The sequence below is a fragment of the Desulfohalobium retbaense DSM 5692 genome (genome assembly GCF_000024325.1).
Lineage (GTDB): Bacteria > Desulfobacterota > Desulfovibrionia > Desulfovibrionales > Desulfohalobiaceae > Desulfohalobium > Desulfohalobium retbaense.
Genome location: NC_013223.1, coordinates 79852 through 95129, shown reverse-complemented (window position 1 = coordinate 95129; position 15278 = coordinate 79852). Strand labels below are relative to the sequence as shown.

General features: G+C 56.6%; 11 protein-coding genes and 1 tRNA gene. 5 read left to right on the top strand and 7 right to left on the bottom strand.

The features are described 5' to 3' along the window. Positions 1–20: 20 nt before the first annotated feature. The 4 genes from dctP to DRET_RS00355 all read right to left on the bottom strand — a co-directional run bounded on the left by dctP (position 21) and on the right by DRET_RS00355 (position 4075). On the bottom strand, positions 21–1013 hold the full coding sequence (gene dctP / locus DRET_RS00370) for a TRAP transporter substrate-binding protein DctP (protein WP_015750534.1): 993 nt from the start codon (positions 1011–1013) through the stop codon (positions 21–23). A 26-nt stretch (positions 1014–1039) separates the two neighbouring features. Beyond that, the gene (locus DRET_RS00365) at positions 1040–2338 is read right to left on the bottom strand and encodes a TRAP transporter large permease (protein WP_015750533.1); all 1299 of its coding nucleotides are present in this window, start codon (positions 2336–2338) and stop codon (positions 1040–1042) included. Next, a complete protein-coding gene (locus tag DRET_RS00360) occupies positions 2331–2819 on the bottom strand; it encodes a TRAP transporter small permease (protein WP_015750532.1) in 489 nt (162 codons plus the stop codon). The genes DRET_RS00365 and DRET_RS00360 overlap by 8 nt, the downstream gene beginning before the upstream one ends. A gap of 968 nt (positions 2820–3787) precedes the next feature. Continuing rightward, positions 3788–4075, bottom strand: coding sequence for a cysteine-rich small domain-containing protein (locus DRET_RS00355; protein ID WP_015750531.1), 288 nt, complete (start codon positions 4073–4075; stop codon positions 3788–3790). Positions 4076–4618: 543 nt separating this feature from the next. On the opposite strand from DRET_RS00355, the gene DRET_RS00350 reads away from it, so the two are divergent. The 3 genes from DRET_RS00350 to DRET_RS00340 all read left to right on the top strand — a co-directional run bounded on the left by DRET_RS00350 (position 4619) and on the right by DRET_RS00340 (position 8962). Continuing rightward, the gene (locus tag DRET_RS00350) at positions 4619–5245 is read left to right on the top strand and encodes an anaerobic ribonucleoside-triphosphate reductase activating protein (RefSeq protein ID WP_015750530.1); all 627 of its coding nucleotides are present in this window, start codon (positions 4619–4621) and stop codon (positions 5243–5245) included. Between the two features lie 136 nt (positions 5246–5381). Then, a complete protein-coding gene (locus tag DRET_RS00345) occupies positions 5382–7475 on the top strand; it encodes a ribonucleoside triphosphate reductase (protein WP_015750529.1) in 2094 nt (697 codons plus the stop codon). A gap of 947 nt (positions 7476–8422) precedes the next feature. Then, on the top strand, positions 8423–8962 hold the full coding sequence (locus tag DRET_RS00340) for a ferritin-like domain-containing protein (RefSeq protein ID WP_015750527.1): 540 nt from the start codon (positions 8423–8425) through the stop codon (positions 8960–8962). A gap of 263 nt (positions 8963–9225) precedes the next feature. Here DRET_RS00340 and DRET_RS00335 read toward each other — a convergent pair whose 3' ends face one another. The 3 genes from DRET_RS00335 to DRET_RS00320 form a co-directional block, all read right to left on the bottom strand. Continuing rightward, a complete protein-coding gene (locus DRET_RS00335; protein ID WP_015750526.1) occupies positions 9226–10335 on the bottom strand; it encodes an NAD(P)/FAD-dependent oxidoreductase in 1110 nt (369 codons plus the stop codon). Between the two features lie 868 nt (positions 10336–11203). Next, positions 11204–12268, bottom strand: coding sequence for an IS110 family RNA-guided transposase (locus tag DRET_RS00325; RefSeq protein ID WP_015750518.1), 1065 nt, complete (start codon positions 12266–12268; stop codon positions 11204–11206). Between the two features lie 442 nt (positions 12269–12710). Then, positions 12711–13544, bottom strand: a complete 834-nt coding sequence (locus DRET_RS00320; protein WP_015750523.1) for a rhodanese-like domain-containing protein — start codon at positions 13542–13544, stop codon at positions 12711–12713. 399 nt (positions 13545–13943) lie between these two features. Between DRET_RS00320 and DRET_RS00315 the strand changes: the two genes are divergently transcribed. Both DRET_RS00315 and DRET_RS00310 read left to right on the top strand, forming a co-directional pair. Next, the gene (locus DRET_RS00315) at positions 13944–14768 is read left to right on the top strand and encodes an MBL fold metallo-hydrolase (RefSeq protein WP_041281790.1); all 825 of its coding nucleotides are present in this window, start codon (positions 13944–13946) and stop codon (positions 14766–14768) included. 41 nt (positions 14769–14809) lie between these two features. Next, positions 14810–14885, top strand: a tRNA-Ala gene (locus tag DRET_RS00310). Positions 14886–15278 lie beyond the last annotated feature (393 nt).

Sequence of the window (15278 nt, the reverse complement as noted above, 5' to 3'; positions counted from 1 at the left end):
CCCCCAAAGGAGCTTTACGGCTACTCCTTGATGTTATCCAGAACGGATTGGCCCCATTCGGTGCCAACGTCGCTCAGGATTTCAGGCCAGACGTTTTCGCGCACGATTTCGGCGGTCTTCGTCAGGTCTTCAGGAGTAATTTCGATGATTTCAGCACCGTAATCAGCCAGGCGCTGTTCATTTTTCTTCTGGTCTTCGACCACTTGGTCCCAGCGGTTTTCTTCAAAGCGCTGGGCAGCGGCTTTCAAGCCAGCCATTTCGTCCTTGTCCAGCCCTTCCACCATGCGTTCATTGGCGATGAGGTACCAGACTTCAAAGTGGGTGTTCATCGGGACATAGTAGTTGGTCACGTCGCGGAAGGAAGCATAGTACCCTTCAGCACCGGAACCGATCACGCCGTCGACAACACCGGTTTGCACGGCGGTGAAGGCTTCCGAGAACGGCAGCGGTGTCGCCATGTAGCCAATGTTATTGGCCAGCATCTGGAAGGTCTTCATGGGCGGAACGCGGACCTTGAGACCTTTTTTGGCCGTGGGGTCACCGGGGTTCTTGGGTTCTTCTTTCAGGGCGATGCCGCCGAAGTACACCGGCCAGGCAGCCAGAAGTTCGATGCCCTGCTCACCGTAGAGCTTGCCGATTTCTTTGCGCAAGGGGCCGTCAGGGCCAAAATTCTTCTTGGCTTGGTCGTAGTTTTTCACCAAGTATGGGAAGTATTGGATCTGAAACCGCTTGTCCGCACCGGTCGCCGGGGGCTGGCAGGCCATTTCCACAGCGCCGAGGCCGACCCGTTCCTGCACGACGGTGTAGTCACCCAAGGAACTGGCAGCGTAAACTTTGATGTTGATTTTTCCGTTGGTGGCCTCGTCAACGTCCTGCACGAAAGCGTTGAGATCTTTGTCAATGGCAGTGTCCTGGGGGCGAACGTGGGACACTTTCCAGGTCCGGGCCTGAGCCGCAGTACAGAGGCTCAGGGCAAGTCCGACGATAAATACCGTCCAAAGCGCCTTTTTCATACAACCGTCTCCTTACTGTCTTAGGGTTAGTAGCCCAAGAGACTCGGCAGAAAGAGCGAGAGCTCGGGCCAGAAAGAGGTCAAAAAGACTACTGGGACGTAACCGAAAATGATCAAAGTCATCGCCGGTTTAAACACTTCACTGAACTCCACGTTGCCGATACGCATCCCGAGATAGAGGATACTGGCGTAGGGAGGAGTCACCCCGCCCATGGCCGTGTTCACGCCCATAATGGCCGCAAACTGGATGGGCGAGACGCCGATGGCGTTCATCAGGGGCAGCAACAACGGTGCTGTGAGGATGATGGCCGTGACGTCGTTGACGATCATTCCGATGAAAAAGAGCAGGAAATTCACCAGAACGAGCAACAACACCTTGTTGTCAGTGATATTGAAGATCCCTTCGACCAGGGCCTGGGGGACCTGCTCCATGACAAAGATCTGGCTGAGCATGAGGCTGAAGATAATCATGATCATGATCGCGCCGACCGATGTCGCGGAGTCCTTAGCCGCCCGGAGAAATGTGTTGAAGGTCAATCCTTTGTAAACGAGCACCCCAACAGGGATGGCGTAGACAACCGCCACGGCGGCCGCTTCTGTGGGGGTCATGATGCCGCCGTAGATGCCGCCGAGGATGATCGCCGGCATGATCAGCGCCGGCAGTGCCCGCGAGGTCAGTGTCACGCCTTCGCGCGTCTTTTCCGGCCACGTCTTTTTCTCTTCAAGAATGAGCGGGAAATTGCGCGAGAGGTACATGTTGACCAAGGCAAACAAGAAGGTGATCAACAGGCCCGGACCGACTGTGGCCAGGAAACAGGCCAGAATCGAGGTGTCCGTGACCCAGCCGTAAATAATCATGGTCACGCTAGGCGGAATAAGCAGGCCGAGGATCGAGGAGTTGGCAACCAGAGCGGTGGCGTAACCACGGGGATAGCCGCGCTCGGCCATTTCCGGAATAAGCAAGGGGCCGGTGGCCGCAATCCCGGTCAGCCCGCTGCCCGAGATGGCGCCGATAATGGCGCAGCTGACCGAAGCAACCACCCCAAGGCCGCCGCGTATGCGGCCGACAAAAAAGTTGACAAATTTCAGCAGACTCGAAGCGATACCGCTTTCACTCATGATCGCGCCGGCAAAAACGAAGAGGGGGATACACAAAAGCACCGGATTGGCCAGCTGGCTGAAGCCCCACAACATGGTACCGCGCATGGTGGCTCCCCCGAAGAGATGCATGACCATCAAGGCACCGCCGAAACAATACGGTAGGGGAACGCCGAAGCTCAGCAATACGACCAGCGTCCCCAAGGCAAACATTGAAATCTCAATCACGGTCAAACCCTCCCTTGCTCGGGGCGGTGACAAACAGACGAACACTCCGCATCAAATGGTACGCCGCATAGATGGTCATCAACAAGAGTCCTATAAACAATGCGCACTCTGCATAAAACGTCGGTATATACAGTGTCGGACTCTCTTTCCAGACCCGCAGGGCATATTTGAAATACAAAAACGCCCAATAGGTCAGCCAAGTAGAAATGATAACGCCAAAAACATCAGCGAGTATCCTGACAATCATTCGACTTCTAGGCGTTTTCATAAAGACATCCAACACATTAGCCTTGATCTGCGTATCCTCACGGGAGGCATTGACGCTCCCTAATAGATAGAGCCACAAGGTTGGATAGACGAGCACTTCCTCGAGCCCCATCAGCGGGGCTTGCAGGACATAGCGCATCATGACCTGAATAAACATGAGCACTGCCACTGTCGTAATCAACAACGTCAGGGCATATTTGTAAAACCGTTCCATGCACACCCTCCGTTAGGCTCTGCCGTGATGCGGCAACGCGGCCGTAATTTATTGTCTCATTCTGCAATGGCCATACCAAGACCACCGTTTCCGATCGAATTTCCTAGAAAAAGTCGCTTTCATTCGCTGGATCTTTGGGAAGCCCGCGATGGGAGCGGTTTTTTCAGCACCGTGTTTTTCCGATTGCCAAACACCCATTTTTCTGGCGCCTCGGCCCGAGACCACTCCAGCCCGGTGGCCTGAAGGGGGCTTGTCTAATTTTGATACACACTGACGGAGAGCCGGAATCAGAGATGGCGGAAATCGTGGTGGGAGCGCTTTGTGGGCCCAACGACGTCTCAATTCAAGACATGTCTAAAAATGAAACAGACGCGACAAAGCAAGACAACGCAGACGAGCTTGCACTAAAAATCTAATTATTACAAATTCTTAAAAAAAGCCGGAAAGACGGCCACCACCCCAGCGGGAGTCTGATTTTCGGGACCCCAGGCACCAGCCGCAAAGCTCGCCTGGTGGGAACGTCTGGTTCCTGATTACAGCAGCGTCCCCGCCTGTCGCAGACCGTTTCGAAATTCCGGCTCTTCGTCACAGGGCATGAAATTTCAGACGCAAAAGTTCGCCGTCTCTTCTGTGTGCTTCGAGCGAAAGGCCCGCACATTTTCTTGGTCCCGCCAAAAGGGGGAAACCGGACCGCGAACTGAATGCTCCCAGGCGGATTTTGATGCAACAAGGGCCATCTTCGACACCTGGAGTTCTGTTCCACTTGAGAGTCCGGAGGGGGCAAGGATCCCCCTTTGGCGGGATTGAGAAAATACCGGGCCGAAAGTGGGCTCACAGAAGAGGCGGCAAACTCCAAAAATCCACAGGATCCGTCAAAGAACCGAAATTCCGAACAAGGCCGCCCCTGTGCTAAAGACCATAGTCCCGCTCAGGGCTTCCTCACATCGCCAGAGAGGCGCAGAAAAGGGTTAGCCTTCAGCAGGCTTGACCAGTGCAAAATACTCTCGGAGTTTTTCGAGGATATACTCGTGCCCGCCGGGTTCATGGGGCAGCAGACAGGCCGAGCAATCTTTGACCCCGTTGCCCAGAATACGAAACGTCCCCCCGCAATCGGTCCAATAAATAAAGTACAGGGGGCAATAGCAATGCTTGCAATTAAAGGTCTCCGGATCAGCGCCCGGGTGGCAAGGGAAATACTGGCATTGCCGATTCTGGTTGAAGTCGTGGGTGCCTAATGGGCACAACACATCGCGCATGGTCGCCTCTCTTGCTGCGAAGTTCGTATTGACGTTGCCGGGGACAAAGCGTACTCCCGCCCTCCTCCATCGTCATCCCCTTTTCCGGGCGGCCTTCCGGCAGGTCTTAGAAAAACGTGAGCCGAAAGCACGGCATAGAGAAAAGATTTGCTGAGCAGCTACAAATTATCGCCTTTTTTCACGGCATGTTATATCGAGAGCTCTGATTTGACGCGCCTTTCCACTCTCTGGACAACTTCCCAGGATTTTGTGTAACCCTGTTGACCAGATGACGTCTGCCCGGAGCCACTCCGAGGCCTCAGAGATATACACTCCCTGATGGTGCGGTACGGTCTAGATGATCACCACACTCAAAGATGTTCCCGTCATTGCCCGGCCCCATGCATCCAGTACAGCGCATGCCCCTGGCACCGGGCAATCCAGCGGAACTGTCTGCGTTGCCGCATGCATGCCATTTCAGGTGCCTGCGGGGGAGAGGCGGTGGTGCCACCAGAGCAGACTCCCAGTCCATACAAAACCCACAACCGACATCGACTGCCAGTCATGAACGATCCACACACGCCCTGGAACCATATCCGCGGCATGCAGCCGCAAAGCTTCTGCGACTGGCCCGGCCATGTCAGTGCCGTCCTGTTTACCGGTGGTTGCAACCTCCACTGCCCGACCTGTCACAACGCTGGGCTGGCTTGGCATCCAGAAGAGCACCCGCTCGTGGGCCGCGAGACCGTCCTGACCCATCTGCAAAGCCATCGCAACTGGCTCGACGGGGTGGTCATCACCGGCGGCGAACCAACCCTGGTCCCTGGACTGGACCAATTGTGCCGGGACTGCCTCGACTGCGGCCTGCCCTGCAAATTGGACACCAACGGCATGCGCCCCGACGTCGTGGCCGAGTTGCTCGAGCAGGACTTGCTCTCCCTGGTGGCCGTGGACGTCAAAGGGCCGTGGTCCAAATATCCCGAACTCACCGGCAAGGCCTGCACCCCTGAGCAGGCCCAATCCTGCCTGGAACAGATATTCGCGTTGAGCAAGCGCTACCCAGGCCGTTTCGCCTTCCGTTGCACTAAAGTGCCGCCCTTGAGCGAAGACGACCTTGCCGCCACCAAGACCTTGATTCCGACTGGAATGGAACTGACATTCCAAGATTATATTCCACCCCGGCCGCATTGACCACAACGACAACATCTCGATGCTGAACCCATCTTGCTGTGCACTTCGGACACCAGTTCTGTCTGAACCTGCAGCATGTCCTTGCGTCGTCTATTCTTGATCGGCTCGAACCCGGTTGAGCCCAAAGGAGGAAACCATGCTCTTAGAAGACCGCCCTGTTCCCCGTTCGTCCACTACCAACCCTCCAAAATATATCCGCAAACGAGACGGGCGCCTTGAGACCTGGGCCTTGGACCGCATCGGCGAGGCCATCCTCAAGGCCTTGAAGGCCAGCGGAGTCAAGGATCCGCTACTGGCGAACCGGCTCGCTCGCAAGGTCGAGCAGAAACTCGAGGGCATTGAGACACCGGAGCAGGAACAGGTCCAGGACATGGTTGAGTTGGTGCTGATGGAGTCACGGCTGTATCAGGTCGCCCGGCGCTACATCGTGTACCGTGAAAAACGCCGCCAATTGCGCAGCCAACAGGAGGCGTTTCTCGACATCCGGGAAACCATCGACAGCTACGTGAACAAGGAAGACTGGCGGGTGGCGGAAAACGCCAATATGGCCCACTCTTTCCAGGGGCTCATGCTCCACCTCTCCGGTTCGGTCCAGGCCCGGTACTCGTTGGAAAAATACCCCGAAGAAGTCCGCATGGCCCACGAGCACGGCTATTTCCACATCCACGACCTCTCCTTCGGCCTGGCCGGATACTGCGCCGGCTGGAGCCTGCGTGATCTTTTGCTGGAAGGGTTCAACCTCGAAGGACGGTGTTCCTCGGGCCCGGCCAAGCACCTCAATTCGGCCCTGGGACAGATGGTCAATTTCCTCGGCACCCTGCAAAACGAATGGGCTGGGGCGCAGGCCTTCAACAATGTCGACACCTACTTGGCCCCTTTTGTGCGTTTCGACGGTATGGACTACGTCCGGGTCAAACAAGCCATCCAGAAATTCGTTTTCAATCTGAACACGACCTCGCGCTGGGGCGGCCAGAGCCCGTTCACCAATCTGACCTTCGACCTTGTCCCGCCCAAGCACATCGCCTCCGAGGCAGTCATCTACGGCGGCGAACTGCTGGACGTGACCTACGGCGACTTTGCCCCGGAAATGGAAATGATCAACAAGGCCTTTTTAGAGGTCATGCTCGAGGGGGACTACCACGGCCGGATCTTCAGCTTTCCCATCCCGACCTACAATATCACCAAGGATTTTCCCTGGGACGGCGAAGTCGGCCAACTGTTGCTCCGGCTGACCGCCAAATACGGTGTCCCCTACTTCCAGAATTTCATCAATTCCGATCTCAAACCAGAAGACGTCCGTTCCATGTGCTGCCGGCTGCAGATGGACCTGCGCGAACTCAAACGGCGCACCGGGGGGCTGTTCGGAGCCGGGGACCTGACCGGTTCCATAGGCGTGGTCACCCTCAATCTGCCCAAACTCGGCTACCTCGCCCAGGGCGAAGAGGATTTCCTCGACCTTATTGAGGAATACGCTGAAATGGCCAAGAACTCCCTGGAATTCAAACGGAAATGGGTCAGCGACAACATGGACCGGGGCATGTACCCCTTTTCCCAGCGCTACCTTAAAAACGGCTTGAGCGGCCACTTCAGCACCATCGGGCTCATCGGTGGCCACGAGGCCTGCCTCAACCTTCTGGGCAAGGGCATCGATTCCACGGCCGGGGTCCGGCTCATGAATCGGGTCCTGGAGCACCTGCGCGACCTGACCAGCCGCTATCAGGAAGAGACCGGCCACCTTTACAACCTTGAAGCCACACCCGCCGAGGGCACCAGCTACCGTCTGGCCAAGATCGACAAGCAACTCTATCAGGACATCGTTGCCTCTGGCGAGGACGTGCCCTACTACACCAACTCCACAGCCCTGCCCGTGGACGCGACCACAGACGTCTTCGCCGCCCTGGAGCACCAGAACCAGCTCCAGCCCCTGTACACCGGCGGCACGGTCTTTCACACCTTCCTTGGCGAAGCCGTGGCCGACACCGAGGCCCTGAAGTCGTACATGATCAAGGCCATGAGCCAGACCAAACTCCCGTACATCTCCATCACCCCGACCTTTTCCATCTGCAAGGAACACGGCTACATCAACGGCGAGCATTTTGAATGCCCCCACTGCGGACAGGACGCCGAGGTCTACACCCGGGTGGTCGGCTACTACCGGCCGGTCAAGATGTGGAATCGGGGTAAACGTGAAGAATACAAGCAACGCAGCGAATACGCGCCCGTGGATTAACTGACTGTTGAAAATTCCGCATGACGCGGCGGTCAAAAATCCCAGGGACGACAACAAACAGCAGCACTGGCTTTTGCCCCCTCCCCCTTGGCAAGGGGGAGGGGGCAAAAGCCAGCTTACCACACCTCGGGTAGGGTCTTCTACATCAGCGCAGATCAGCGTGATCAGCGGACAGAAATCTTACAGGTTCCGTCAGGAACCAGAAGCTCCGATCGTGAATGGACAATGAACGAGGGCCCCTTGCCCGGCCAGGTATCCTCTCCCTGGACGGGCAAATTCAGCCCCGCTTAGGCTTTCCTTCGTGCAAATTCGCGTCCCTTCGCGGACAAACGCCTTGGCCTTTGCCTCTTCGAATTCCCCAATACCTCAATCCTTCAATTCACAAATCTTCCTAGCCCCTTCGCGCCTTCGCGACTTGAGGGCGTCCCCGCCCGGGCGTGAGGCATCTCTTGTTCTTCGGACCGCCAGGCGCTGGCCTGGCTCTTCATTCCGTAGTCGCCGCCGTCTTCCGTCCTCTGTCCACCGTCCACTGTCATCGGCCGCTTCGAATTCCTCAATGCCTCAATTCTTCAATCCCTCAATTTTCCTGCATACTTCACGCATATTCGCGTCCCTTCGTGGACCCAAATCGATTTCGATCCCGATCCCGATTTCGATAGCGATGAATCAGCGCTCCGTCATCTGCCCTCCGTCCATCGACTTCATCCTCCCCCTTCCCCGCCCCTTGACGGGACACCATTTTGTACCCACTATGCCCAATACTGAGGCGAAGGTGTTGTGCGCCAGCGTCCCTGCAAAAATTCGCATTCCAGACAGGGAACCATCACAACACCTTGATACACTTCTCGTTGATGGACGGCACCTCTCTGGATCCTTCTGGTTCCACAGAGAAATCCTCCCAAAAGAGAAGGCATTTACCCCACACCAGACACGACAGGAGGTCGAACATGGCTGCACAGTCCCGAGAAGAACGTCGCGCAAAGGTGATTGAAGTCCTCAATACCGCCCGTGAAATGGAACTCCACGCCATCTACCAGTACATGAACCAGCATTATGGTCTGGACGACATGGACTACGGAGAACTGGCCAAAAATATCAAACTGGTTGCCATCGACGAAATGCGTCACGCGGAGATGTTCGCCGAGCGGATCAAGGAACTCGGCGGCGAACCTGTGGCCGCCTCCTCGCAAAAAGTCCAGCGGGGCCAGGAAGTGGGAACCATCTTCACCCACGACTCCAAACTCGAAGACGACACCATCGACACCTACAACCAGTTCCTGCAGGTCTGCCGCGACAACGGCGACAGCATCACCGCCAAGCTCTTTGAGCAGATCATCGACGAAGAGCAGGAACACCTGAACTATTTCGATGACGTCGGAGACCATATCAAGGAACTCGGCAGCACTTACCTCGCCCGCATCGCCGGCACACCGGCCAGCACTGGTGGCTATACCCGCGGCTTCACTGCTGAAGGCGGCGGCGAATAGAGCATAAAAGGCCCGGGGCTTTTGGCCCCGGGCCTTTTATGCTCTACTCTAATGGACAATACATTCTTCTGGATTCCGGCTTCCGCCGGAATGACGGAAGACGGCTTTGCGTCTTGAGCGACCACCGGGAGCGGACGTGAGGCATCTCTTCCTCTTCGGACCGCCAGGCGCCTGCCTGGCTCTTCATTCCGTGACATGTCATGACTTCCGTAGTCGCCACCGTCTTCAGCCCTCTGTCCACTCTCGTCTATCGTCCTCCAGGCTCACGCCTTTTGGAACCGCTTCATGAACCGCCTGTCGATGAAATCTTTGAGCCAGAAAGCCGGGCGACCGTGAAAGATGGTCTTCTTGCGCCAGAAGATGCCGGTGCCGTCGCCAAGGTTGAAAATGAGCAGATACCCGTCCCCAGGATCAAAGGGGGTTAGTTCCTTGCCCTCAAGTTGGGCCATGAGATTGGCCTTCAAAATCGGATTTTCCCGCACAGCATAGACACCGACCTTGTCCAGCGGCTCCGGCTCGAAATGGATGCAGTCGCCGCCCCCGAAAATGGATGGCTCTTCGGTGGATTGGAGATATTCGTTGACGGCCAGCCCTCCGTTTGGCCCCACGGCTACGTCCGAGGCCCGGAACAAGGGAGAAGGCCGCACACCCTGAGCCAAAAAAACGAGATCGACATCAGCGCTGGAACCGTCCTCCAGAACAATACGCGAGCCGGTCACTTTGTCCACATAACTGCCCTGAACCAACTCGATTCCGCGTTGTTCCAGGGACATGATGGCAAACTGGCGAACCTTGCCCGGATGGCGGCGCAAAAATTCCTTGCCTCCGAATACGGTCACCTTCGGCGAGGAGGCGTTGACCCGGTGCGCCCAACTCAGGGCATTGCCGGCGACCTCCAACGCTGCCGGGCCACCACCGACAACACCGATGCGGAGTTCACTCTTGGAAGAGGCCAAATCTTTGATCCGCTTTTGCGCCGCTAGGAGATTGGCGATCGGTTTGACAGTATACACATTCGTCGCGTCCGGGGCCGCCAAGCGCTGATCAACGACGCTGCCGGTATTACAGGACAGAACATCGTATTCCAGGTGTTGCCCTGAAGCCAGATGGACCACGCGGGAGGCCGCATCGATCCGCTCGGCCTTGTCCTCGACAAAGCTCGCTCCCTTGCTCTCAACCATGCGCCGGATATCGAAACGGATCTCCTCTGGCGTATAATGGCCGCCGAGCATCCCCGGCCCCATACCGGAATAATAGTGATACGGCTCCGGCCCAACGACACGTACTTCGTGTCCACGGTCCAGAAACTCGTTCAGGCTGGCCATGACTGTCATATGAGCGTGCCCGCCACCTAAAAGGACCAACCGCGCCATACTGCCTCCTTTTGCAATCCCGGTTTCAATACCGCAAATCTGCTGCCCGGGTAGCTGTGTCAGGTATTCAGGTATCGAAAATCAGGTATTGGAAATCGAGTATCAATGCTGAACCCGAGGAACTGATAACCAATAACGACCGCACCTCAACACTCCCCGGCCCTTATTTCCGTGTCATTTCGTGGTCAGTTCTGTTCTTCTGGAACAGACATCTCACAGGTCTGGGTTTGATCGCTGTCCTCAAGCTGGTGTGCCCGCGACTGGGACCCCACCCCTGCCCCTCTCCTTCGCAAGGGCGGGGAGCAAAGGCCAGTGCCGTAGTTCGAGCATGGAGGCCTCAATCAGCGCAAATCAACGGTCAAAAACTCTTACCGGCTCCGCTAGGAACCAGAAGCTCCGATCGTGAACCAGGGCCCCTTGCCCGGCCAAGTTCCTCTCCCTGGACGGGCAAAAGGCATCGGCCTCACTTCGCGCAGCTTGGCGTGACTTCGCGGACAAACGCCTTGGCCTTTGCCTGTTCGAATTCCCCAATTCCCCAATTCCCCAATTCCCCAATACCTCAATCCTTCCATGAGAAGGCATGTCAACGTCCGACGTGGCGGACCACCGTATTGCCCTATAGTCCCAAGCAAGTCGCACTTCCATACGCACTCTTCGAGGATCGTTGCCATTTGATCCGGTGTCTCAGTACTATTCGCTTGGTGGAAGCTGCCACCTCAATTGCGGCCTTGTGTGGTTTTGCCGGCAAGCAAAGAGGCCTAGGAATTTGTCGCAGTCTTCCGAATGAGACTTTATTTGGTGCTAGCGGTGGTTGACCACGAGGCCGTTGCTGGGCCCCCTGGAAAATTTATTTCTACGTGGTGAAGCGTTATGCAGCTTCGACGGTGGAATCCTTGTGGCAATAAAATGGGTGATACTCCTCCCCCGTCACCCACAGTCGGTGGAGCAAAACCGCCAGTTTGCGCGCCACAGCTACCACAGCCCGTTTCTTGGCGATCGTGCCCCCTCTCGCGGCAATGCGCTGCCCGAATCGTCGCAGCTCACTATCAGCCCCAAATGGGCCCAGGACGTAGTGAGCGACATTGACCAGCAAGGTGCGCAACTGGGAGTTACCGCATTTCGTGATGCGTAGCTGCTTGTCGGTATCCCCGGATTGGTCCCTTTTGGGAACCAAGCCTAGAAATGGCCCTACATCTCGGCTCTTGGTGAAACGGTCCTTATCTTCGAGCGTCAAAACGAACGCCAAGGCTGTGATCGGCCCAACGCCGGGGACTTGTCGCAACACTTCTGTCTCAGGGTAGTGGGTGCGGCTGAGGTGTGTCACTTCGTGCTCGTATTTTTTTATCCCTTCAGTGAAATTGGCAATTTGTTCTATCAACGGCAGCAGGGCTGCTTTGAGTTCACTGGGGATATGCTCCGGTGCTTTTTTGTGGAAGCTGGCGGCGCTGCATTTCGGCAGGCGTTCCCCGGCGCATTTTACGGTCCCTCGAACGTGGTTGATAAGAGAGGTCCTGCTTTTTACCAGCGCATCACGGGCTTGCAGGATGGCCAGCCTGGCTTGTGCATCTGCGCTTCGGTGCTCAATGGGGCGCAAGAGTTTGGGATCCATCTTGGCCACCCGGGCCAACATCTCAGCGTCGCGAAAGTCTGTTTTGATCGGCTCCTGCCAAATGCAGCGGAGTTTGCGAGGGTTGCCGACGACAACTGCGCAACCAAGCTCTTTGAGCAGGCGGCTGATCCAGGCAGAGTGTGTCCCCGCCTCAATGGCAACAAAGGCTCCTGAGTAGGCAGCAAACCGTTTACGCATCGCAGTCTTGGTATTGGTCACCTTAAAGGTGGTGGCAATGTCCCCGTTCCAGTCCAACACGCATACGACGTTCTGCTTGTCACCGAGATCGACACCGATGGTATGATTTGCTAAATGGCACTTCATGGCTGGGCCTCCTGGTTTGCAGCATATGACTGCGTTGTTTTGGTGAGCATAGCTCTAAGCTATAGCTCGTCAGGTGGTCCAGCCTTCTCATCCTACCTCAATTCACAAATCTTCCTAGCCCTTCGCGCCTTTGCGACTTGAGGGCGTCCCCGCCCGGGCGTGAGGCATCTCTTGCTCTTCGGACCGCCAGACGCCGGCCTGGCTCTTCATTCCGTGACTTCCGTAGTCGCCGCCGCTCTGTCCACCGTCCACTGTCATCGGCCGCTTCGAATTCCTCAATGCCTCAATTCTTCAATTTCTCAATTTTCCTAAACACTTCGCGTAAATTCGCGTGCCTTCGTGGACATAAATCGATTTCGATACCGATCCCGATTTCGATAGCGATGAATCCGCGTTCCATCATCTGCCTTCTGTCCACCGTTCTCTGAAGTGCCCTCTCTCTTCACGCCCCCAGCATACGGTCCAGCATCTGGCCCAACTGCTGCAGATGGCCTTTCTCCTCCAGGGCCATCTGCTCCAAAAACTCTCTAGCATCTCCGCTCTCACGCTGCGCGGCCCGGGTGTACAGATCCATGGCCTGGGCCTCGATCCCCATAGCCAGTTCCATGACTTCCTCCGGCTTGTTCCAATCCGGGGCAAAACGGTCGATATAGTCTTGCGAGGTCTGGCCGCCCTCCAGGGCCTGGGGCACAATCTGCTCGGAAAACGTGGATTCATCCACCTGGTCGTCGACTTTCTGGAGGTAGGCCTGAAAGACCCTTCGGGTATGCTTTTCCTCAATGCGGGCTAGGGTTTCGAACAGCTCGCGCACGTCGCCATCGTCGACCCGCGAGGCGATGGAAGTGTAAAATTCCCGAAGCCCCGCCTCCATGCCGTAGGCCGTCTTGAGCAGTTCGGCAAAACTCTCCAGTCCGTCAAACAATTCCAAACCCAGCTCTTCAGCACCGATTGCCTGATGGCCGTTCCAGGCCTTAAAGCCCCCTTTCATGTTCATGACCTCGGCAAAGCCCTGTGAAGAGAGCATCTGGGCGGCCACGCGACTGCGTCCGCCCACGGCGCAATAGACATAAACCGGCTTGTCCGCGTCGATCTCCTGCAGTCGGTCCTGCAACTGGGGCAATGGAATCAGCTTGGCGCCGGGGATATGGCCCTGGTCGTACTCCTTGGGCTGCCTGACGTCGATGATCTCCGCGTCGACGCCAGGTGCCTGCAGAGAGCTGCGGGCCGTTTCCGCGTCAACACTATGAATCGGGGTCAAAAATTGCTTCCAGCGCATACACTCTCCTTTCTATCTGGAAACCAACAGCGCTTGTCTCTTATATACATTGCGGCTACGCTTTGGGCGCCACAACACGAACTGACTGCTGAAAAATCTGTATAACGCAAACCTCTCGAAAACCCCAAGGAACGGCACAAGAAAATTCAAGGTCGCAGAACACTTATCCGCAGGTAACAGATTGAACGTATTACAGCTATCTGCCAGTGGGAGATTTTCGACAGCCTGGCAAGGTCCTGGACAATGAGCTGCAAACAGGCGCCACAACCCTGCTTCTATTCGAAACGCAGAGTACTGGCCTGTTCCAGTCTTGTCTAGCGACTGAAAATCGTCCAACCATTTCCTTACAACGAGAAAACCATGCGAATCACATGCTGGGGCGCAAGGGGCTCCTTTCCTGTGTCCGCGCCAGACACGGTGCGGTACGGGGGACAAACCACCTGCTTCGCTCTGCAATCCCATCCAGGGCACGACGAACTGCTCATCGTCGACGCAGGCACAGGAATCTATCCCCTTGGCCGACAGCTGCAGAAAAACGGCCCCCGCCGTATCCATCTGATCCTCAGTCATCTGCACCAGGACCATGTTTGCGGCTTTCCCTTCTTTGCTCCCTTGTTCGACAGGCGTTTCGAGATTCGGGTCTCTGCCCCTTTTGTATCGCCGAAGGAGGTGTCAAACGCGTTACACGCCCTTCTGCATCCTCCACTTTCTCCAGTAACTTGGGCCAACGTTGCAGCCCGTCTCCAAATCTGCCCCGCTCCAGGCCCAGAAGACCGGTTGGCCGGCTTAACGGTCACAGCCATCCCCCTGGCCCATCCCGGGAAGGCGGCCGGTTTGTGCTGCACCTCGGCTCAAGGCCGTCGGGTCGTTGTGGTCCCAGATAATGAACTCGCCGCCATGACTGCGGAACAGCGCCTCGCCCTGCACACGGCCTGTAGCAGCGCCGATCTGCTCATCCACGACGCCCACTTCCTCGACGCAGAGCTTGATGGCGCCCGCGGCTGGGGCCATTCCTCTCCACTTGAGGCCGCCAGACTCGGTCTGGAGACCCGAGTGCAACAGGTGGGGCTAACCCACCACCATCCCGACCGGAACGACGACTCTATTGAAGCCATTGAAAAGCAGACCCGGGACTGGCTCAGCGGATTTCCAGACAGTCCCGAGTGTACCGCCCTTGCCGCGGGCTGGTCCTTGAACCTGCCGGAAGCGGAAAAAAAGTATTGACAGGAGCACCAAGTTTGCCTAAAAAATGGAACTTCAACGGCGGGGCTGTAGCTCAGCTGGGAGAGCGCCTGAATGGCATTCAGGAGGCCAGGGGTTCGAGCCCCCTCAGCTCCACCAGAAGATTTCAAGGGGTTAAGTCAAACGACTTAACCCCTTTTTGCGTTTGCGACGGGGCAGGGAACAAAAATAGCAACATAAAACAGAGCACAAAGCCTGGCGATCCAAGGAAAGAAGACAGCTGAAGAACGTCCTGATCCCTGCTTCACTTATGAGCGGCAATCCGCGGGCAGCGTTCTTACAGGTTCCCTCCGGAACCTGAACCTCCAATCGTGAATGGGCAATGAACGAGGGCCACTTGTTCGGCCAGGTTCTTCTCCCTGGACGGACAATTTGTACCCTTTCTTATGCCTTCCTTCGTGCTCCTTCGCATGACTTCGTGGACAACACATTCTTCTGGATTCCGGCCTCCGCCGGAATGACGGAAGGCGGCTTCGCGCCTTGAGCGACCAC